The organism is Enterococcus sp. AZ020 (assembly GCF_050499205.1).
GTDB lineage: Bacteria > Bacillota > Bacilli > Lactobacillales > Enterococcaceae > Enterococcus_L > Enterococcus_L dunnyi.
In genome coordinates this window covers 572,097-592,358 of the sequence record NZ_JBIPAT010000001.1, presented here as the reverse complement: position 1 = coordinate 592,358, position 20,262 = coordinate 572,097, and the positions used below count along the sequence as shown (strand labels likewise).

Annotated in this window: 19 protein-coding genes; 12 read left to right on the top strand and 7 right to left on the bottom strand. The window is 38.4% G+C overall.

The genetic code is table 11. The features are described 5' to 3' along the window. Position 1 precedes the first annotated feature (1 nt). The 5 genes from IGI58_RS02825 (at position 2) to IGI58_RS02805 (ending at position 6,109) form a co-directional block, all read left to right on the top strand. A complete protein-coding gene (locus IGI58_RS02825; protein WP_225534225.1) occupies positions 2–1,078 on the top strand; it encodes a methionine ABC transporter ATP-binding protein in 1,077 nt (358 codons plus the stop codon). Between the two features lie 16 nt (positions 1,079–1,094). Next, positions 1,095–1,775 (top strand): methionine ABC transporter permease, encoded by a 681-nt coding sequence (locus IGI58_RS02820; RefSeq protein ID WP_429954531.1) that lies wholly within the window; start codon positions 1,095–1,097, stop codon positions 1,773–1,775. Positions 1,776–1,828: 53 nt separating this feature from the next. Next, the gene (locus IGI58_RS02815) at positions 1,829–2,662 is read left to right on the top strand and encodes a MetQ/NlpA family ABC transporter substrate-binding protein (protein ID WP_429954532.1); all 834 of its coding nucleotides are present in this window, start codon (positions 1,829–1,831) and stop codon (positions 2,660–2,662) included. A gap of 15 nt (positions 2,663–2,677) precedes the next feature. Next, the gene (locus tag IGI58_RS02810; protein WP_225534227.1) at positions 2,678–3,877 is read left to right on the top strand and encodes an amidohydrolase; all 1,200 of its coding nucleotides are present in this window, start codon (positions 2,678–2,680) and stop codon (positions 3,875–3,877) included. A 693-nt stretch (positions 3,878–4,570) separates the two neighbouring features. Next, on the top strand, positions 4,571–6,109 hold the full coding sequence (locus IGI58_RS02805) for an ABC-F family ATP-binding cassette domain-containing protein (protein WP_429954533.1): 1,539 nt from the start codon (positions 4,571–4,573) through the stop codon (positions 6,107–6,109). 48 nt (positions 6,110–6,157) lie between these two features. On the opposite strand, the gene IGI58_RS02800 is transcribed toward IGI58_RS02805, so the two are convergent. The 4 genes from IGI58_RS02800 to IGI58_RS02785 all read right to left on the bottom strand — a co-directional run bounded on the left by IGI58_RS02800 (position 6,158) and on the right by IGI58_RS02785 (position 10,308). Beyond that, entirely contained in the window at positions 6,158–7,087 is a 930-nt protein-coding gene (locus IGI58_RS02800) for a metal ABC transporter substrate-binding protein (protein ID WP_429954534.1), read from the bottom strand. Next, on the bottom strand, positions 7,084–7,938 hold the full coding sequence (locus IGI58_RS02795; RefSeq protein WP_087641159.1) for a metal ABC transporter permease: 855 nt from the start codon (positions 7,936–7,938) through the stop codon (positions 7,084–7,086). The genes IGI58_RS02800 and IGI58_RS02795 overlap by 4 nt, the downstream gene beginning before the upstream one ends. After that, positions 7,935–8,690, bottom strand: a complete 756-nt coding sequence (locus tag IGI58_RS02790) for a metal ABC transporter ATP-binding protein (RefSeq protein WP_429954535.1) — start codon at positions 8,688–8,690, stop codon at positions 7,935–7,937. The genes IGI58_RS02795 and IGI58_RS02790 overlap by 4 nt, the downstream gene beginning before the upstream one ends. A gap of 424 nt (positions 8,691–9,114) precedes the next feature. Next, positions 9,115–10,308, bottom strand: coding sequence for a serine hydrolase domain-containing protein (locus IGI58_RS02785; RefSeq protein WP_429954536.1), 1,194 nt, complete (start codon positions 10,306–10,308; stop codon positions 9,115–9,117). A gap of 244 nt (positions 10,309–10,552) precedes the next feature. Between IGI58_RS02785 and IGI58_RS02780 the strand changes: the two genes are divergently transcribed. From IGI58_RS02780 to mnmA, 5 genes are all read left to right on the top strand, one after another. Continuing rightward, positions 10,553–11,518, top strand: coding sequence for a ribose-phosphate diphosphokinase (locus IGI58_RS02780; protein ID WP_087641162.1), 966 nt, complete (start codon positions 10,553–10,555; stop codon positions 11,516–11,518). 83 nt (positions 11,519–11,601) lie between these two features. Next, entirely contained in the window at positions 11,602–12,498 is an 897-nt protein-coding gene (rarD, locus tag IGI58_RS02775) for an EamA family transporter RarD (RefSeq protein ID WP_429954537.1), read from the top strand. 84 nt (positions 12,499–12,582) lie between these two features. Further along, entirely contained in the window at positions 12,583–13,731 is a 1,149-nt protein-coding gene (locus IGI58_RS02770) for a cysteine desulfurase family protein (RefSeq protein ID WP_429954538.1), read from the top strand. A gap of 79 nt (positions 13,732–13,810) precedes the next feature. Next, a complete protein-coding gene (locus tag IGI58_RS02765) occupies positions 13,811–14,152 on the top strand; it encodes a DUF1831 domain-containing protein (RefSeq protein ID WP_087641165.1) in 342 nt (113 codons plus the stop codon). A 294-nt stretch (positions 14,153–14,446) separates the two neighbouring features. Next, entirely contained in the window at positions 14,447–15,571 is a 1,125-nt protein-coding gene (gene mnmA, locus IGI58_RS02760) for a tRNA 2-thiouridine(34) synthase MnmA (RefSeq protein ID WP_225534234.1), read from the top strand. A gap of 212 nt (positions 15,572–15,783) precedes the next feature. Here the strand turns inward: mnmA and IGI58_RS02755 are convergent, their stop codons facing one another. Continuing rightward, positions 15,784–16,191, bottom strand: a complete 408-nt coding sequence (locus IGI58_RS02755) for a hypothetical protein (protein ID WP_429954539.1) — start codon at positions 16,189–16,191, stop codon at positions 15,784–15,786. Between the two features lie 215 nt (positions 16,192–16,406). Between IGI58_RS02755 and IGI58_RS02750 the strand changes: the two genes are divergently transcribed. Beyond that, positions 16,407–16,772: a DUF1033 family protein gene (locus IGI58_RS02750; RefSeq protein ID WP_087641168.1), complete on the top strand. Its 366-nt coding sequence runs from the start codon at positions 16,407–16,409 to the stop codon at positions 16,770–16,772. 122 nt (positions 16,773–16,894) lie between these two features. On the opposite strand, the gene IGI58_RS02745 is transcribed toward IGI58_RS02750, so the two are convergent. Beyond that, positions 16,895–17,605 (bottom strand): DsbA family oxidoreductase, encoded by a 711-nt coding sequence (locus IGI58_RS02745; RefSeq protein WP_429954540.1) that lies wholly within the window; start codon positions 17,603–17,605, stop codon positions 16,895–16,897. Between the two features lie 174 nt (positions 17,606–17,779). Here IGI58_RS02745 and IGI58_RS02740 point away from each other — a divergent pair, with 174 nt between their 5' ends. Continuing rightward, complete coding sequence (locus IGI58_RS02740; RefSeq protein ID WP_429954541.1) at positions 17,780–19,864, top strand: DNA topoisomerase III; 2,085 nt, start codon at positions 17,780–17,782, stop codon at positions 19,862–19,864. Positions 19,865–19,927: 63 nt separating this feature from the next. On the opposite strand, the gene IGI58_RS02735 is transcribed toward IGI58_RS02740, so the two are convergent. After that, on the bottom strand, positions 19,928–20,242 hold the full coding sequence (locus IGI58_RS02735) for a hypothetical protein (protein ID WP_087641171.1): 315 nt from the start codon (positions 20,240–20,242) through the stop codon (positions 19,928–19,930). Between the last annotated feature and the right edge of the window lie 20 nt (positions 20,243–20,262).

Genomic DNA, 20,262 nt, shown 5'->3' with positions numbered 1-20,262 from the left:
GATGATCGAATTAAAACATATTGATGTAACGTTTTATCAAAAGAAAAAAGCGATAGAGGCAGTAAAAGATGTCACATTAACTATTGAAAAAGAGGATGTTTTTGGAATCGTAGGTTATTCAGGCGCAGGAAAAAGTACATTGGTCCGAGTAATCAATCTATTGCAGCGGCCAACGGCTGGGGAAGTGATCATCAATGAAAAAAATATACTTTCCTTTTCACCGAAGGAATTACGAGCACAACGCAAGAAAATTGGGATGATCTTCCAACATTTTAACTTAATGAAGGAACGAACGATTTTTGGGAACATTGATTTTTCATTGAAATATTCTGGTCTAAATAAAATGCAGCGAAAAGAAAAAATTGAAAAATTACTGGATCTGGTTGGGTTGGCAGACAAGAAAGATGCCTATCCGAGTCAACTCTCTGGTGGCCAAAAACAGCGGGTAGCGATTGCCAGAGCATTAGCCAATGATCCTGAGATTTTACTTTGTGATGAAGCAACTAGTGCGCTCGATCCTAAGACGACGATTCAAATTCTTGATCTACTAAAAAAATTGAATAAAGAACTAGGATTGACGATCGTTTTGATCACACATGAAATGCAAGTTGTTAAAGAAATTTGTAATAAAGTTGCTGTGATGGAGGCTGGGCAAGTCATTGAACAAAACGACATTGTTTCAGTATTCAGCCAGCCAAAAGAAGCCTTGACGAAGGATTTCATTCGAACAGCAACTCATATCGATCAAGCATTAGAGACGATCGTTCAGCATCCTAGCTTGACAAATTTAGGTGGAAATGAAGTATTGGTAGAATTTTCGTATGTGGGAGAGCAAACAAGTGAGCCGTTGATTGCACAACTGTACAGTCAATACCATGTGGTTACAAATATTCTTTACGGGAATGTCGAGATTTTACAAAATGTTCCGATCGGCAATTTGATCGTGATTCTTTCGGGAGAAGAAACACAAAGAGAGAAGGCTCTGAACTTCTTACAGGAACAAGAAGTAAAAGTCAAAATTTTAAAAGAAGCAGGTTCAACAAATAACGTCATACCATTACCAGCGGTATCGCAATAATGAAGGAGCGAAAGTTATGCAGAAGTTTTTCCAACAGTATTTTCCAAATGTTATCGAACTAAAGCAAGAATTTATTAGCAGTACAATAGAAACATTATATATGGTTTTTTGGACGGCAATAATTGCAGGAGTTTTAGGGACTCTACTTGGGGTCATTTTAGTAGCAACTGGTCCAAAAGGTATTTTAAAAAGTCCAGTTCTTTACAGTATTTTAGAAAAATTTATCAATGTATGTAGATCCATCCCTTTTATCATTATGCTGGCGCTGATCCAGCCGATCACTCGTTTTTTAACAGGAACAACGATTGGTACAACGGCTGCTTTAGTGCCGCTGGTGATAGGAGTGATTCCATTTTTTGCCAGACAAATCGAAAATGCTTTGCTTGAGGTCGACCCTGGGGTTATCGAAGCGGCTGAATCAATGGGGACAAGTCCTTTAGGGATCATTTTTAGAGTGTATCTCATTGAAGGCTTGCCAAGTATTATTCGTGTTTCTTCTGTAACGATTATCAATTTGATCGGTTTGACTGCGATGGCAGGTGCAATCGGAGCTGGAGGCTTGGGCAATCTAGCTATTACTAGAGGATACAATCGATTTCAAACGGATGTGACGATCGTAGCAACATTGATTATTTTGGTTTTAGTATTTGCCAGTCAATTTATCAGTAATACGTTGATTCGAAAAACATCTCATTGATCATTTATTTAATAAAACCGCAAATAAAAAACTACTTGAAAAGAGGAAATAGCATGAAAAAATTTGTAAAAATCATTGGTTTAGCATTAACAGTTGGGGTTGTCATAGCAGGATGTTCTTCCGGTACTGCCAAAAGTGAAAAAACTGAAGTCGTAAAATTAGGCGTGGTAGGCGCCAACAATGAAGTCTTAGAATCAGTTAAAGAGCGACTAAAAAAAGATGGGATCGACCTTCAATTGATCGAGTTTTCTGATTATACACAACCTAATGCAGCCTTAGCTGAAAAAGAAATCGACCTGAACTCATTCCAACACCAAATTTTTCTGGATAACTATAACGAAGAACATAAAACAAATTTAGTGTCGATCGGAAATACGGTCAGCGCACCGTTGGGGATCTATTCATCAAAAATCAAAGACGTGAAAGAATTGAAAGATGGGGCAGAAATCGCTATTCCAAATGATGCAACGAATGGCGGACGTGCCTTACTGCTTTTACAAAGCGCTGGCTTGATCAAAGTAGATCCGGCGAAAAAACAAACACCTACGGTCAATGACATCACTGAAAACAAATTGAATTTAAAAATCACTGAACTAGATGCCTCTCAGACGGCTAGAGCACTTCAAGACATCGATGCTTCTGTCATCAATAGTGGAATGGCTGTCGATGCTGGTTTTGTACCAGCAAAAGATGCAATTTTCCTAGAACCAGTAGATGAAACATCAAAACCATATGTAAATATCATCGTTGCCCGTAAGGAAGATGAAGACAACGAAACATACAATAAAGTAGTGGACACTTACCAACAAGAAGAAACTAAAAAAGTGATCGAAGAAACATCAAAAGGCTCAAGTATCCCAGCTTGGGAAACATTCGGAAGAAAATAAGAGGAGGAAATCACTATGACAGTCACAACAAAACAAACGATCCAAGAAGAAATAAAGCAAAATGCAGAGGAAGTCATTGCCTTAAGACGCCATTTCCATCAATATCCTGAAGCAAGTTTAAAAGAATATGAAACGATCAAACGAATCAAAGAAGAGCTGACCAAGTTAGGAATTCCTTTTGAAGCAGTGGGTGAAACAGGTGCATTAGGAACGATCGAAGGAAAAAAAGGCCAAGGGAAGACGATTATCCTGCGTGCAGATATCGATGCTTTGGAATTGGAAGACGCCACTGGAAAACCTTATCAGTCTAAGAATCCTGGCTTAAATCATGCCTGCGGTCACGACGGCCATGCAGCAGCATTATTAGGCGCCGCAAAAATTTTAAAGAATCGTGAAGAAGACTTTGCCGGAACGATCAAGCTTGCGTTCCAGCCAGCAGAAGAAATCGGAGCAGGTGCTTGTCAGTTTGTAGAAGGAGGATTTGTTGAGAATGTCGATCAGGTTTTTGGTATCCATTTAGATTCGAGTGTTCCTGTCGGTAAATTAGTCGCAACGAAAGGAGCAACAAATGCTTCTTGTGATATTTTTAAAATCGAAGTAGAGGGCTTGAGCAGCCATGTGGCACAACCAAACGTTGGTCGTGATGCTGTTTTATCTGCAGCAAGCATCGTCGTAGAATTACAAAAAATCGCAGCTAGAGAAGTTAGCCCTTTAGATCCAGTCGTTATCGGAATCGGTGTATTGGATGCAGGGACAAGATATAACATTGTTGCAAATCACGCAACGATCGAAGGAACGGTGAGAGCCTTTAGTCATGAAACGCGTGCATTTGTCTTGAAACGTGTGGAAGAAATCGCAAATCAAATCGCAGAAGCACATCGCACGAAAATTTCTTCTTTTCAGATTCATGACGCGGCAGGTCCGTTGATCAATGATGATACAGCAACGGAGTTGGCTCAAAAGGTAGCTGCTGGAATCGTGGGCATCGAAAATGTCGTGACAGATCATACAAAGAGCTTGGGTGCAGATGATTTTGCGGACTTCTTGCTCAAAGCTCCCGGTGTTTATGGACGTGTAGGTACACGCAATTTAGAAAATACGGATACTCAATATGGGCACCATCATGAAAAATTTGATATCGATGAAGCGGGCTTAGCTTTAGCGACTGAATTTCATGTGAGCTATGCTTTATCATACTTAGGTGCCGCTGAATAAAATGAAAAACGGCTGGCAGAAGCATTTATTTCTACGAGGATTGCTTCTGCTCCAGTTGTTTATTCGGTTAGGTGTCAAGCTCGTTTTTTACTAAAAAGAATAAACAAATGATTATTTTGCTTTTTAAAATGAATATGCTAAAATATGTTCTGTAAAGAAAGGTGATCAAGAATGTTTGTTCTTTCAGATAAATTTGTCAAAAGAAGCAGCTCCCAACAAATGAATGTGATGAAGCATTGTTGCGGAGCTTAATAGAAGAAATCTTCATCGTTAGAATACTAGCAAATTTAGACTAAGCTTTAGTCTTATTTCGTGTTGTATTTTAAACGATGACCATGACTTTTAATAAAAGCGAATGAGAGGCTAAGACAAAAGCGTTAAGCTCCGAGAAATAAGAAGGAATTTATGAAAATTGTTCTTCAAATTTTTGAAAATTTCGGCTTATTTCCGAAGGAGCTGCTTTTTTCTTGCCGTTTATTCGGACTTAGAGAGTGGCGCAAAACGGATGTTTCGTTTGGCTCACTCTCTTTGTTGATTATAAACAAGGGATGAGATAAGGGAGACTTATTTTTGATCGCTTGTTTTTTGTTTACCTAAGATCTTACGTGCGGAGCATTGGTGTTCGATAGCAGAAACTGAACGAATGGACGTGTCACGTGATTTACAAAATAAAATGGAAAAGGAATGAACTACATGAGTTTATTAACGATCGAACATCTGACCCAGCGTTTCGGGGAAAAAATACTTTATGAATATGCCTCTTTACGTGTGAATAAAGGAGACCATCTGGGACTTACTGGTCAAAATGGTGTAGGAAAATCAACGCTGATAAAAATATTAACAGGAGAAATACTTGCAGACGAGGGAGCAATTACTTGGCAAAACAATATCAAAATCGGTTACTTGGATCAGTATATGGAGGTGATCGGTGAAAGTACGATCAGTGAATTTTTACATCAAGCGTACCAACCGCTATATGAGATCGAGTCCAAAATCAATGAACTGTATTCGATCTATGGTGAGACTGGCGAAGATAAATTATTAGAGCGGGCAGGCAGCCTGCAAACGCAACTGGATGAAAGTGATTTTTATCAAATAGATCCAATCATCAATGATTTTGCGAACGGATTAGGAATCGAAGCGATCGGGTTGGATCGTTCGATGAAGGAGCTGAGCGGCGGACAGCGTTCCAAAGTGATTTTGGCGAAGCTGTTACTGGAAGAGCCTGATGTACTACTTTTAGATGAACCGACGAACTATTTGGATGATACTCATATTCAGTGGCTGATCAGCTATTTAACTAATTTTGACGGTACGTTTATTCTGGTGTCGCATGATTATCATTTTTTGAATGCTGTAACAAACTGTATTTGTGATATTGAATTCGGCAAGCTGACAAAATATACCGGAAATGTCGAAAAATCCTTTGCCCAAAAAGAGCTGAATAAAGAAAGCTACTTGAAACAATATCACGCCCAGCAGGCAAAAATAGAAAAAGCAGAAGCATATATTCGTAAATACAAAGCAGGAAATCGTGCAACCATGGCAAAAAGCCGCCAAAAGCAATTAGATCGTCTAGAAAGACTGACACCACCTGGAAGTCTAATGACACCACATATCGTTTTCCCTTATCTGTCGATCGTTGCCAGTTTAGCGTTGATCACAGATCAATTAGTGATTGGGTATGAAAAGTCATTGCTAGCCCCAATCGATTTATCTGTTCATAGCGGTGAAAAGGTTGCGATCAAAGGATTCAATGGAATCGGAAAATCAACGTTGATCAAGACACTGACAGGAAAAATCAAATCACTTAGCGGCGAATTTCAATACCCAGCCAATACCAAAATAGCCTATTTTTCTCAAGACTTAACATGGGAAAATGATTATTTGACTCCATTAGCTTATTTAAGCGATCGTTTTCCTAAAAAGACGGTCAAAGAAATTCGGACATTTTTAGCTAAATGCGGATTGCCGGATAAATTGGTAAATCAACAGCTGCGCTTATTGAGCGGAGGGGAGCAAACAAAAGTAAAATTATGTGAATTGACGATGGAAACGAGCAATCTGATTTTTCTAGATGAGCCAACGAATCACATCGATGCAGCTGCAAAGGAAAGTCTGCGTGAAGCAATTCAAGACTATCAAGGAACGATCATCATCGTTTCACATGAAGAAGAATTTTATGCTGATATCACTGATCGAATCATCAATATTGAGGAGATGATCAGATAAAAAATAGCCGTACCTTCGTTCATCAAAGGTGCGGCTACTTTCTATCTTTTATTGCGTCAAGCCTTCATGGATCTTATCCAGATTCCATTTCATCATTGTGTAGTAACTATCTCCATCTTCTCCCTTTTTGGCAAGAGAATCTGTGAAAATGGTACTGTAGATTGGTAATTTAGTCTCTTTTGATACGCGTTCCATACTACGTTTATCAACACTTGTTTCGACGAAAAGCACGGGCACCTTGGTTTGCCGGATTTGATCGATGATCTGCTTCATTTGATCAGGTGTGCCTTGGCTTTCGGTGTTGATCTCCCAAATATAGGCAGCCGTCAACCCATAGGCTTTAGAAAAATATTTAAACGCCCCTTCACTAGTTACCAATAGTTTTTGATCTTTTGGTATATCAGCGAATTTCTCTTTTGCTTCTTGATCCAAAGTCTCAAGCTTTTTGATATAGTCGTCTGCCTTTTTATTGTAACTTGCTTCATTTTCTGGGTCCTTATCGATCAACGTATTTCGAATCGTTTCTACATATGAAATACTGTTTTGGATGTCTAACCAAGCATGAGGATCTTGCTCATTTTCTTGGCCAGCACTTGTTAAATACATGGGAGTGACATTCTGACTGACAGAGAAATAATCTTCATTTTCTTTTTTATGAGCTGTTTCCATCAATTTACTGAACCAGCCGTTTCCGCCAGTTTCTAAGTTTAATCCATTGAAAAATAGAATATCAGCTTCTGATGCTTTAGCAATGTCCTCAGGTAGCGGTTCGTATTCATGTGGATCAGTTCCAACGGGGACAATGCTGTGGATATTCACTAAATCGCCGCCAACATTTTCTACCATGTCAGCAAGAATCGAGTTAGTTGCTACGATATTTAGTTTCTTTTCATCTAATGATGTCTCTGGTTTCGATTGACAGGCAGCTAATAAAAATAAACTTGCACATGCAGCGATAGTTATGACTATTTTTTTCATAGTGAGAGGTCCTCCTTCGGTTTGTTTGCAAAAAATAATCCCTTTTTTGGTGAAAATAGAAAAGCTAGAATAAAGAATCCGGCAGCAGTTAAAACGATGGTTGCTCCTGATGCTAGGTTATAAGAATAACTAAAGAACAAGCCGATAATTGAACTTAAAATGCCGAACAAAGAAGCAAGCCCGATCATTGTCGGTAAATGATTCGTCAAAAGATAGGCTGTAGCTGCGGGTGTGATCAGCATCGCGATCACTAAAATCGTTCCAACAGTTTGTAATGAAGAAACGGCCACTAATGTTAATAGAAACATCAACGCATAGTGGAAAAATTGAACATTTAATCCATATGCTTGCGCCATTGTAGGATCAAATGATGTAATTTGCAGCTCTTTATAAAACACGCCTACAAATAACAATACGAGAATACCTACGACTGCAGTGATCAAAATATCTGAATCACGAACAGCCAACACATTTCCAAAAAGAATATGGTAAAGGTCAGTGGAGCTTTTTGCAAAAGAAATCATGATGATCCCTAGTGCGAAAAAGGAGCTGAAGACTACACCGATCGCAGTATCATTTTTCAATTGGCTTTTTTGTGTGATAAAGCCAATCAATAACGCTGCTAAAATACCAAAGATAGATGCACCGAAAATATAATTTGCACCAAACATATAAGAAGCTGCGACACCTGGTAACACCGCATGAGAAATGGCATCTCCCATCAATGACATGCCTCTTAAAACGATAAATGAACCGATGATTCCTGAGATAAGCCCGACAATGATCGAGGTTATCAGTGCGTTTTGTAAAAACTGGTAACGGATCAAACCGTCAATAAAATTTGTGATCATGCATCAGCCACTCCTTTGATGATAATATCGCCCATAGATTCGCCATAAGCGAGTTGAATATTTCTGTTGGTAAAAGTCGTTGCTACAGGTCCGAAAGCAATCAATTTTTTCTTTAAAATGACCACTTCATCGAAATAATGAGCAACTTTATGCAGATCATGATGGACAATAATGATCGTCTTGCCAACGTCTTTCAATGCTTTGAGGATATCCATAATGACCTTTTCACTAGTCATATCGATCCCGACGAAAGGTTCATCTAAAACGATGATATCTGCATCTTGAGCCAGTACCCGGGCAATAAAGACACGTTGCAGCTGACCGCCGGACAACTCGCCGATTTGTCGTTTGGCAAAAGCTTCCAGTTGAACAGTTTTTAAAGCAGCTAAGGCTTTTTCTTTTTCCAGCTTACCAGGACGGTGGAATAAGCCTAATTTAGGGTAGGTTCCTAAAAGGACAACTTCTAGAACATTGATCGGGAATGATAAATCTAATGCACTGCGTTGCTCTACATAAGCGATTCGCTTCTTCTGAGTGTCGATCGGTGTGTCACCGATCAAAACGTTTCGGGACTCCGTTTTGATCAGACCGAGCAATCCTTTCAAAAAAGTCGATTTACCAGCGCCATTTGGCCCAATGATACCGGTAATACTCCCAGAAGAGAGCTGTAATGAAATATCTTGTAATGCTTTTTGACCTTGATAGCTGACAGTCAAATGCTGGACTGTAATATTATTGTTAGTTATAGACATAAAAAAACCTCCTTTTTAGGTTTGCCTTAAAATTAGTATAAGACAAAGCTAAAATGAAATCAAGTTTTTTTAGGCGAACCTAAAAAACGAGACAAAAGTATCTAGCTCAGAAAAATAGAAGGAGCTGCTTTTGTCTCGCCATATATTTAGGATGAAAGGGTCTGGGACAAAACTCTGTGAGTCAAATCCCAGACACCTGGAATCCGGATAAACGGTGAGAACAGAAGCAATCCCACTACGTTGCACTCCGATCTCATCAAATGCTAAGGGCTAAAGCCCTAAGCTTTGAAGGTCGGAAATAAGAAAGAATTCACAAAAATTTGGAAAACAATTTTCGTGAATTCTTTCTTATTTCTCGGGATTAGACACTTCTGTCTCAACCTCTCTTTAAATGCGTCACAGTTTCTCAAAGGAAGTAAAATAGTTAAGCTTTGTAAGGACCAAGTAAATTGAACATCGCATTAGCTAAATCTGAATTTGTTTTATCTTTTGGATGCTGATTCGATAGAAGGATCACCGCATCTTGTTGATCTTTAGAAAATAATGCATTCGATTCAAAGCCAGCCTCTGAGCCGTGTCCTTTGATATAGGTAGGAAAATTATATAGACCGCCCATATACTTTGTTTCAGTTTCGGGTGTCCACACGTTATCGCTGAGTGTTTGGTCAATCAAATGACCTTCGAATAAGTTTGCATAAAAGCGATAAAGATCACCGACAGTCATTGCTACATTGCCTGTACCAACTTCTTGATCAAAGGTTAGCTGATTGTCCGTGATTTCATTTCCCAAATCGTTGCCGTCGATTTTTTCATACGCATAAGTACGATTGAAAGAATTTAGGAAATCATCATAAAAAGAAGTGTGGGTCAGTTGTATTTTTTGAACGAAGGCTTGCTCAAACAATTCACGATAGGTTTGATTGGTCACACGCTCTAAAACACCTGCTAAGATTCGATAATTGACGCCGTCATATTTATATTTGTCGTAATCCCCCATTCGTGCATGGTTGATCGAAAAACGGAGAAAGTCATCTTCAGACATCATCTCTGTAGGGTATTCATTTTGGTACAAACCAGAACGCATAGCTAATAGCTGTCGAATCGTTATTTTATGACTTCCAGGCACAGTAGGATAAAACTGATCTAAGGTTTGCTCTAAGGATAAATGACCAGATTGGACTTGCTGTAAAATCAACACACAAGTCATTGCTTTTTGGATAGAACCAATTTGAAAGGTTGACTGATAGGTATTCGGAGTATTTTCAGATACGTTTGCATAACCAAATCCTTTTTGCAAAATGATCTGCCCCTTATGGACAACAAGAGCCGTACCAACAAAACGTTTATCGATCAATTGTTGATTTAATCGATCAGCAAGTTCTGAAGTCGGTTCGACCGTCTGATCGAAGTTTTCTTTTCTTTTTGCATCTGTGGTTAGAGAAGCAGAGGATCGTGTAGACGGAAGTGTTGTTTCGCTTGTAGCACTTTTGGAAATAGAATGAGATTGATGCTGAAAAAATAGCAAATATATTTCCAAGCCTACAACTACAAAAAGTAGTAAAATAACGAGCATAGGCAGCCATGAGTTTGATCCTTTGTGATGTTTTGAATGCCGCATAAGCGAATCACCTCCAATATAGTTCTTATTTTACTGATGAGGAAAAGAAACGCAATTTGATTCTGTGTGAATCAACGAACAATTTTGTAAGTATACTGTAATAAAAAAAGAGACAATATAAAAACACTTATTTTCTAGTAAGAAAGAAAAAGATTCATGATTTTTTATCGAATCAATGGTAGAATGGGAAATGAAGCTTTGAGTAAAAATACAGAGTAAAAATATCGAAAGTGCGGAGGAAATCATGACCCAAAAATACAAGGATAAAACATTACGGATCTTTAGTTTGAATGCCAATCGTCCTTTAGCTGAGAAAATAGCTGAGGTTGTCGGGACTGAATTAGGAAAGAGTACGGTTCGTCAATTTAGTGATGGAGAGATTCAAATCAATATTGAAGAGAGTATTCGTGGGGATCATGTCTTTCTGATTCAATCAACTAATTTACCGGTAAATGATCATTTGATGGAGTTATTGATCATGATCGATGCATTAAAACGTGCTAGTGCGAAAACAATCAATGTTGTTTTACCTTATTATGGCTATGCTAGACAGGACCGCACAGCAAAACCAAGAGAACCGATCACTGCAAAATTAGTAGCGAATTTGTTAGAAGAAGCAGGAGCAACACGAGTGCTGACGCTTGATTTACATACAGTTCAGGTGCAGGGATTCTTTGATATTCCTGTAGATAATCTTTTCACGATGCCGTTATTTGCGCATAACTATCGAAAACAAGGGAAGACCGGTGAAGATATTGTCGTAGTTTCTCCTAAAAACAGCGGCGTTCAGCGAGCAAGAAGCTTATCTGAATATCTTGATGCAACATTAGCGATCATCGATCAGGATGAAGTCGATGGCGTGCGTTCAGGTTATGTCATCGGTGAAGTCAAAGGAAAAACCTGTATTCTCGTTGATGATATCTTAAATACAGGAGAAACGTTGACAACGGCAGCTGAGATATTAAAGGAAAACGGAGCAAAATGTATTTATGCCTGTGCTTCTCACGGATTACTTTCAAAAGGTGCAAAACAGACATTAGATAACTCACCGATCGAACAGATCTGTGTGACAGATTCTGTCTTTATCTCAGAGGATCGTCGTCCTGAAGGTTTAAATATTGTATCTTGTGCGGAATTGATGGGAGAAGCAGTGAAGCGTATCCATGAAAATACACCGATGAGTCCGCTGTTTCGTTTAGAAGAAAAATAATCATTATCTGTTTTTACGAAAGAAGTTCAGCTGTGTGTTTATACTGAGCTTCTTTTTATTGAATAAGAAAGGGAGTTGTTTGATTGAAAGAACAAAGAAAAGGTGTTTTATTGGGATTTATTGCTTATATATTTTGGGGCGTTATTCCAATTTATTGGAAGTTGATGCCGATGGTCGATCCACTTGATATCTTATGCTATCGAATTGTCTGGTCGTTTTTATTTATGCTGATCTATATTTTTGTGACAAAAAAATGGACACTATTTTTAGCTGAAGTCAAAAGTGTTTTAAAAGACAAGAAAAAATTATTTGCTATTATTTGTGCGGCTATTTTGATTTCATTAAACTGGTTTACATTTATTTATACGGTGAGTCAAGGACATGTTACACAGGCTAGCTTGGGGTATTATATGAACCCTTTAGTCAACGTGCTGCTGGCAACCTTGATTTTAAAAGAAAAACTCAGCCGTTCGGGCTTGAGCGCTTGTGGATTGGCTTTGACTGGAGTTGTGTTATTAACGATCCAAACAGGTCAACTGCCGCTGGCTCCGTTGATCATGGCGGTAACATTCAGTTTTTATGGGCTGATCAAAAAGGGAGTTTCTGTCAGTTCGTATACAGGCTTGACGATCGAGACCTTCGTTATTTTGCCGCTTGCGTTGGTCTATCTGATCTTTTTCTCGAAGCAAGGCTTCATGAATTATGAACTATCAACAAATCTGCTATTGGTCGGTGCAGGTGTGGTCACAGCGATCCCGCTACTTCTTTTTGCGGAAGCTGCAAAAAAGATTTCCTATATCATACTTGGCTTCATCCAATATGTAGGACCGACCTTGATGCTTTTATCAGCATTGTTCATATACCACGAGCCGTATTCGTTAGAGCAATTTATGGCTTTTGGCTTTATTTGGCTAGGCATTGCAGTATTCACTTATGGAAATATTTATACGTACCGCAAAGAAAAACGATTTGTAAAATAAACGATATGACAGTAAATTTTGAGGAATGGGAACACTTATGTTAAACTAATGCCAATAAAAAGTGGTTCAGAAAGGAAGAGTTCAATGACTTCGATCTATTTAGACCATGCGGCAACAACTCCGATGCATCCTAGTGTCATTGAAGTAATGGCAGCTGAAATGGCAAACACATTCGGCAATCCATCCAGTATCCATACATTCGGCCGTCAAGCACACCGCAAGATTGAAAATGTACGTCAAGTGGTTGCAGAAAGCCTTCACGTCAAACCGCATGAAATTATTTTTAACAGCGGCGGCACTGAAGGCGATAATACAGCAATCATTGAAACAGCTTTATCTAAAAAAGAGCAGGGAATGCATCTGATCACAACAGCAATTGAACATCCAGCAGTATTAGAAACAATGAAATATCTAGAAACGCTAGGATTTGAAGTGACATATCTTCCTGTCGATGAAACGGGGCAATTATCTGTAGAAAAGCTCAAGCAAGAATTGCGAGAAGACACAACGCTTGTTTCTGTGATGTACGGCAACAATGAAATCGGCAATCTCTTACCAATCAAAGAAATAGGTCTTCTATTGAAAGAGCATCCAGCTGTTTTTCATACAGATGCGGTTCAAGCATATGGATCAGAACAAATAGCTCCTCATGAACTTGGGATCGATCTACTTAGTATTTCAGCACATAAAATCAATGGACCTAAAGGGGTAGGATTTCTGTATAAAAATGATGCTCTTTCCCTTCCTTCTTTTTTACATGGTGGAGAACAAGAAGAAAAACGTAGAGCAGGGACAGAAAATGTTGCGGGGATCGTTGGTTTGGGTAAAGCTGTAGAGCTTTTGACTGATGACGAGAAAAAACGGCGTCATGAAGCGTATGTTGACTATCAAAAATTGATTTTAACGAAACTAGATCAGGCAGCTGTAGCTTATCAAATCAATGGTGCACCTGAAAATAAATTAGCGCACATTTTGAATGTACGCTTTCCTGAAGTGTCAAGTGACTTATTATTGATGCATTTAGACCTTCAAGGAGTGGCGATTTCTACTGGATCGGCCTGTACTGCAGGGACGGTCGAACCTTCTCATGTATTGGAAGCAATGTATGGGAAAGACCATCCAGCTATCAAAGAATCAGTAAGGATCAGTTTTGGTTTAGGTACGAATACAGAACAAATCGAAGAATTTACAGATATTTTGATTCAAACGATCCAAAGACTTAAAGCGAGCTGAAAGAAAAGCTGATTAGTGGTAGAAAAAAATGACTATAACAATTATAATAGAAGAAACAATGAATAAATGAGGTGGAAAAATGGCATTTGCTGATAAAGCAACAGTAGAAGGCTGTGAAGTCTATTACAAAGTTAATGAACAAGCAAAAAAATATACATTAAAAGATAATGGATTTGTTGAAACAAATTCTGGTAATTTTCAATTGGTTCGTCCATTGGATGCAACACCCCAAAGTAAAGAAGGTTTCAAATTAAAAATTACGATCGCTAGCGACTTAAAAACATTGAAAATGTCTGTTACAACAGCTAACGGCTTAAAATCAATGAACATTTTCAAAGGTGATGCTCATGCGATGAGTCAAGAGAAATTCTATTTCTTGATGGATGGCATGATCAGCCGTGGAGTATTTGAAAAAGCGTAGATTATAGTAGAGGATGAGTCAAAAGTCGCTTAGCTTCTGTTGGTGGTTGCGAAATTACTGGAGAATCTGACTATTGGTCACCGTGTATTAAAAAACAGAGTTTTGGACAAAACTAGAAAACAGTTTTGTTCAGGGCTCTGTTTTTTTGCTATCCGATGATTTCTTAATTAAATGAGAAGAATCGCTCAATACCTTTACATCTTTCAAAATCCTAGTATAATAAGTATCACTGAAAAGTTACGACCTTCAAATCGTGGATGATTTCAGAATCTAAATTGAAATGATGGTGATCAAATGACAGATAACAGCAAAACTCGTGTTGTTGTAGGCATGAGCGGCGGTGTAGATTCATCTGTTACAGCGTTGCTTTTAAAAGAGCAGGGCTATGATGTCGTGGGCATCTTTATGAAAAATTGGGATGACACAGACGAAAATGGTGTATGTACAGCAACAGAAGACTACAAAGATGTAGCAAAAGTTGCCGATCAAATTGGTATTCCTTATTATTCAGTCAACTTTGAAAAGGAATATTGGGATCGAGTGTTTGAATACTTTTTAGCGGAATATCGCCGCGGCCGCACACCGAATCCGGATGTGATGTGCAATAAAGAAATCAAATTCAAAGCATTTTTGGATTATGCAATGCAATTAGGAGCAGATTATGTGGCAACAGGTCACTATGCTCAAGTCGAACGTAAAGAAGACGGCACGGTACGTATGCTTCGTGGTGTCGATAATAATAAAGATCAAACCTATTTCTTGAGTCAACTGTCTCAAGCACAACTTTCTAAAACAATGTTTCCGTTAGGCGGCATGGAAAAATCAGAAGTCCGTGCGATCGCTGAAAGAGCTGATCTTGCTACAGCCAAGAAAAAAGATTCAACCGGTGTATGCTTTATCGGAGAAAAAAACTTCAAACAATTTTTAAGTAACTATCTGCCAGCTAAAAAAGGAAACATGGTTACATTAGATGGTGAGATCAAAGGCCAACACGATGGTTTGATGTATTATACGATCGGTCAACGCCAAGGGCTAGGAATCGGTGGGGGTAAAGGCTCACAAGAACCATGGTTTGTGATCGGTAAAGATCTTGAAACGAATACATTGTATGTTGGTCAAGGCTTCCATCATGAACGCTTGTACGCGACTCATTTAGATGCAAGTGAAATTCATTTTACCGTTGATACGGATATGCCGAAAGAATTTGAATGTACAGCGAAATTCCGTTATCGTCAACAAGATGTACCAGTCAAAGTTGTTTTAACTGGTGATGGGACCACAGCGAAAGTCATTTTTTCAGAGCCAGTTCGTGCAATCACACCTGGACAAGCCGTTGTCTTTTATGATGGTATGGAATGCCTTGGCGGCGGTCTGATCGACCAAGCGTATCAAGAAGAAAAAGTTCTACAATATATATAGTAGGTTGAGACAAAAGTCGTTAAGGTTTGAGCAATTGAAGCAAAAGAAAAATAATACGTTTTTTGTAATGATTGCCTTTTGAAAAATTGTCGAAGAACCAGACTTTTGACCACTTTTATCAAGTTTTAGAGCGAAACTGGGTCGTAACTCGTAGAGTTACGACCCAGTTCTTTTTAAAACGAATAAACGGTGGAAGCAGAAATAATTTCCGCTTATTTCTTGGAGTTTGTCCCATCCTGACTGTTGCTATTACGAAAATAGGCTCTAGATTCCGGGGATACGATCAAATAAACAATTGAACCGAATTCAGCTACACGAAAAGCTAACATAACCATTTTTGGGAAAATCCGCACCATGATCGGCGGATAAAAATAAATCAAAAAGATAAAAGGAATAAATAAGCAAGCCAAGATATACCCTTTTTTTCCGCCAGTCAAAAGACCAGCGATCACGATGATATAAACGATGAACACTAAAATTTGATACCAAACATCTGCTCCAAAGGTTCCATCCCCTTCAACAACAGCTTTCAACGCCATGATCAGACTAATAATGATCAAAATATTATTGTAAAGAAGTAGATAGAGGCCAATTGAATTCCAAAATACAGGTTTTTTCATGATAAACGATCCTTTCCATAGTATTCCTATTTTAGCAAAAGCCTTTTCCGTCTGCAATTAGATAAAAAGGAAAAATTTGACGTTATTCTCCTTTGACTTATGGTAAAATGAAAAATGAGCGTTTAAACAAAAAACATTTCACAAGCACTTAAGTTGAAAGATTTCTTTTAAGTGACTAGAATAGCACTTGTAGAAAGAATTGGAGTGATTAACGGATGTACCAAGTAATTACCATGTACGGTGATAATGAACCGTGGTGGTTTTTTGAAGACTGGCAGGAAGATATTGAAGAAGAGAAAAGCTTTGACTGTCTTGAAGACGCAGAACGTTACTACATAAAAAAATGGCAAGAACTTTCATCAACTCATGAATACATAAATACTAAAGTAAATTATTTGGCGGCGTTTTGGAATGACGGTGATGAGCGTTGGTGTGAAGAGTGTGATGAAGATTTACAGCAGTACAGAGGATTAGCTTTGTTAAAAGATCATCAGGCTGTTACGTTTGAAAGCGGCGATGATTTTCATGAACGTCATAATGATTGTGCAAAACCAAAGTGCTGTAAAACAAGTTTAGTCTAAAAGTGAAGCTGAGATAAAAAGCGTTTAATTCTAGGAAATAAGTCGCTTTCTCTCGTCTTTTATTCAGAAGTAGAGCCCAAAACAAAACTAAAAACTAGTTTTGTTTTGGGCTCTTTTTTTGATCAATCGCAGACCCATTTACCATCTTCCATATTACAAGAAGCACCAGCGGACTGGTCAGTGTCTACGAGCTCAATGATAGGACTTTCTTTTTCTTTGATCGTTTGGATCGCCTGAATGATCTGCTCAAGCGGCTGAGCACCATTTATCAGATACTTTCCATTAACGATCAATGCCGGAACACCCGATAGTTGATACTGATCGGCTAATTGAAAATCAGCGTCAACTAAAGCGAGTGTGGCAGGATCATCAAATGCTTTTTGCCATTGTTCAAAATCTAAAGAGCTTGCTTGAACGAGAGCAGAAATGACGGACAGATCTTCAATATTTTGATTTTCAACAAATAGCGCATGTTGTAACGCATCGAAAAGTTCCCAGTAGCCTTCCTGACCTGCAATCACGCCCGCAGCTTTAGCAGCGATCAACCCGTTTTTTGAAGTTGGGAAAAGAAAGTCTTTTTGCTCCATTCCTTTAATATTAAAGCGGTGCAGCTCGTCATTTTGATTAGCATGGGTCCAATGTGAGAGGATTTCCTGCTTCGCTTGCTCTCTAGAACCAAACATTTGAGCAAGATGTTCAGGCTCCCAAGCGAGGGCAAAGGAACGGTGAATGATTTTTATATCGGGAAGGCTCTTTTGAACTTGTCTCATTCGATAAGACATGGGAAAACAAAAACTGCAAATAACGTCGTGAAAAAATTCAATTGTGATCATAGTTTCTCCTTTTTTATACTTACTAATAGTAAGTATAGAGCTTTATTCGTAACATTTCAATAAAAAGATTTCCGAAGATCGCAATGGTGGAAAAGAATATGTTAAAATGAAGGCATCGAAATTTAAAATTAAACGGACATCTATATAAAAGTCAAAGAAAAGTGAGTGAAAAAAATGGCGAATAAACAACTGATCATTGCTGAAAAACCTAGTGTTGCCAAAGATTTGAGTAAAGTTCTAGGAGCAAATCAAAAAAATAAAAGCTATTATGAAGGACCGACTGTCATCGTGACTTGGGCGTTAGGTCATTTATTAGGATTAAAAATGCCGGAAGATATCAATAAAGAATGGCAAAGCTGGCAAATGGAAACTTTGCCGATGGTGCCAAAAAATCTAGGGATCAAGCCTTTGCCTAAAACAGGCCATCAATTAAAAGCGATCAAACAATTAGCGAATCGCAAAGATGTATCTGAAGCCGTGATCGCAACGGATGCTGGACGTGAAGGAGAACTTGTTGCACGCTGGATCTTGGAGTATGTTCATTTCAATAAACCAGTCAAAAGACTATGGATCTCTTCTCAAACAGACAAAGCGATCAAAGACGGTTTCAAGAAATTGCGGCCTGCTAAAGAGTATGACAATTTATATTACTCTGCACTAGCTCGTGCCAAAGCAGACTGGTTAGTCGGTTTAAATGTGACAAGAGCATTGACTGTTAAATATCAGGACAGTTTGTCAGCAGGACGTGTTCAAACACCAACATTATCGTTAGTACGGCAACAAGAAAAGAAAATCGAAAGTTTCCGTCCGCAAGCTTATTTTTCTGTAGACCTACATGTGCAAAAAGAAAAAGCAAAATTAGTACAAAGTAATCCTTACAGTTTCAAAGAGCGAAATGACGTAGAAGCATTTGTTAAAAAGCTTAGTGAAACCAAAGGGAAAGTAACAGATATCCAAGAAAAAAGTAAGATAGAACAAGCGCCATTGCCTTATGATTTAACAGAAATCCAACGAGAAGCGAACCAACGTTATCAATTTTCAGCCAAAAAAACATTGTCCCTTGTTCAAAGCCTATATGAATTTCATAAAATCGTCACTTATCCAAGAACAGACAGTAAATACTTGACCACAGATATGAAAGCGACGATGAAAGAACGACTGCAGGCAGTCAGCGATTTTGCACCAGAAGTGAAAACATATATCAAAAATGGCGCTCAGGTCAAATTGACGAAAGTCTTTCAAAATGAGAAAGTTACAGATCACCATGCTTTGATCCCGACAGAGCAACGGCCGCGCTATGAGAAGTTGAGTGGCGATGAACAAAAAATCTACAACATGATCGTTACACGCTTTCTAGGAATGTTCGCAGAACCGCACCGAACAAAACAAACAAAAATAACCGTGAGTTTTGGCAAAGAACAATTTATTTTCCGTCAAAACAAAGTAGAAGAAGCAGGCTGGAAGCAAGAAAAAGAAGAAACTGTACCATCTGTTGATTGGAAGCTGGATATGGTCATTCCGCCGAATTTTACGATCAATAAAGAATTAACGAGTCCGCCAAAACCGTTGACAGAAGGAACCTTACTAGGATTGATGGAAAAACATAGCTTGGGAACACCAGCGACTCGCGCTGAAATCATTGAAAAGCTGATCAAATCTGAATTGATGGAGCGTACAACAAGCGGCTTGATGGTTTCTTCAAAAGGAAAACAACTACTTGAGCTAGTCAATCCATCGTTGGTAACGCCTGAGCTAACAGAAAAATGGGAAAAAGAACTTGAAGCGATCGCTAAAGGCAAGCAAAGCAGTACCGCTTTCTTAAAAGAAATCGAGCAAGATACGAAAAAGCTTGTCAGTGAAATCAAACAAAGTGAAAGCAAATATCAGGACTTTTCGATCACACAAAAGAAATGTCCAGACTGTGGTTCAAATTTACGCGAGAAAAACACCAAAGATGGAAAAATTTATGTGTGTACCAATCAAGAGTGTAACTACCGCAGAAGAAAAGATCCTAAGGTATCGAATCATCGTTGCTCTCAATGTCATCGTAAAATGGAGATCATCGAAGGAAAAAATGGTGCCTATTTCAAATGCAAATATTGCTCGATCACTGAAAAAATGCAAGACAAAAAAGAACGCAGTAAAAAATTGAGCAAACATGAAGAACGAAAACTAATGAAAAAATATGCTCAAAAAGAAGAACCAGAAGAAAGTGCATTAGCTCAAGCGCTAAAAGCTGCGATGCAAAATAATGATTAACCAATAAAAATAGACCTAGAGAAAAGTTCTAAGAACGATCTCTAGGCCTATTTTTTTAAAAGCTTATTTATACAAACTTTGTTGATGAAAAGCAAAATACTGGATAAACAATGCTTTCACTTTGCTGGTAGCAGTTTTTGCAAAAGGTAAAATCACAGTAAAGCTAAGCGCTGCAAGGATCGCTCCTAAAACGATGCGCCAAAGCGTGAATTCCTGTAACTGCAGGAAATGTGCACCAATGACTAAAAACGGTGAAGCGATAAAAGAGTAGACGACGACCCACAAAGAGAAAATAAGTGCAATCAACGCAATACCAAATCCAACTAAAATCAAATCTAAAAATAATAACCCAACAAGTGCAGCCCCATTTATTTTCATTATATACCTCCTGAATTTCA

Bases quoted from the DNA above. Each gene is read 5' to 3' on its own strand.
- IGI58_RS02825 (WP_225534225.1), top strand. From the start codon at position 2: ATGATCGAATTAAAACATATTGATGTAACGTTTTATCAAAAGAAAAAA.
- IGI58_RS02820 (WP_429954531.1), top strand. From the start codon at position 1,095: ATGCAGAAGTTTTTCCAACAGTATTTTCCAAATGTTATCGAACTAAAG.
- IGI58_RS02815 (WP_429954532.1), top strand. From the start codon at position 1,829: ATGAAAAAATTTGTAAAAATCATTGGTTTAGCATTAACAGTTGGGGTT.
- IGI58_RS02810 (WP_225534227.1), top strand. From the start codon at position 2,678: ATGACAGTCACAACAAAACAAACGATCCAAGAAGAAATAAAGCAAAAT.
- IGI58_RS02805 (WP_429954533.1), top strand. From the start codon at position 4,571: ATGAGTTTATTAACGATCGAACATCTGACCCAGCGTTTCGGGGAAAAA.
- IGI58_RS02800 (WP_429954534.1), bottom strand. From the start codon at position 7,087: ATGAAAAAAATAGTCATAACTATCGCTGCATGTGCAAGTTTATTTTTA.
- IGI58_RS02795 (WP_087641159.1), bottom strand. From the start codon at position 7,938: ATGATCACAAATTTTATTGACGGTTTGATCCGTTACCAGTTTTTACAA.
- IGI58_RS02790 (WP_429954535.1), bottom strand. From the start codon at position 8,690: ATGTCTATAACTAACAATAATATTACAGTCCAGCATTTGACTGTCAGC.
- IGI58_RS02785 (WP_429954536.1), bottom strand. From the start codon at position 10,308: ATGCGGCATTCAAAACATCACAAAGGATCAAACTCATGGCTGCCTATG.
- IGI58_RS02780 (WP_087641162.1), top strand. From the start codon at position 10,553: ATGACCCAAAAATACAAGGATAAAACATTACGGATCTTTAGTTTGAAT.
- IGI58_RS02770 (WP_429954538.1), top strand. From the start codon at position 12,583: ATGACTTCGATCTATTTAGACCATGCGGCAACAACTCCGATGCATCCT.
- IGI58_RS02765 (WP_087641165.1), top strand. From the start codon at position 13,811: ATGGCATTTGCTGATAAAGCAACAGTAGAAGGCTGTGAAGTCTATTAC.
- mnmA (WP_225534234.1), top strand. From the start codon at position 14,447: ATGACAGATAACAGCAAAACTCGTGTTGTTGTAGGCATGAGCGGCGGT.
- IGI58_RS02755 (WP_429954539.1), bottom strand. From the start codon at position 16,191: ATGAAAAAACCTGTATTTTGGAATTCAATTGGCCTCTATCTACTTCTT.
- IGI58_RS02750 (WP_087641168.1), top strand. From the start codon at position 16,407: ATGTACCAAGTAATTACCATGTACGGTGATAATGAACCGTGGTGGTTT.
- IGI58_RS02745 (WP_429954540.1), bottom strand. From the start codon at position 17,605: ATGATCACAATTGAATTTTTTCACGACGTTATTTGCAGTTTTTGTTTT.
- IGI58_RS02740 (WP_429954541.1), top strand. From the start codon at position 17,780: ATGGCGAATAAACAACTGATCATTGCTGAAAAACCTAGTGTTGCCAAA.
- IGI58_RS02735 (WP_087641171.1), bottom strand. From the start codon at position 20,242: ATGAAAATAAATGGGGCTGCACTTGTTGGGTTATTATTTTTAGATTTG.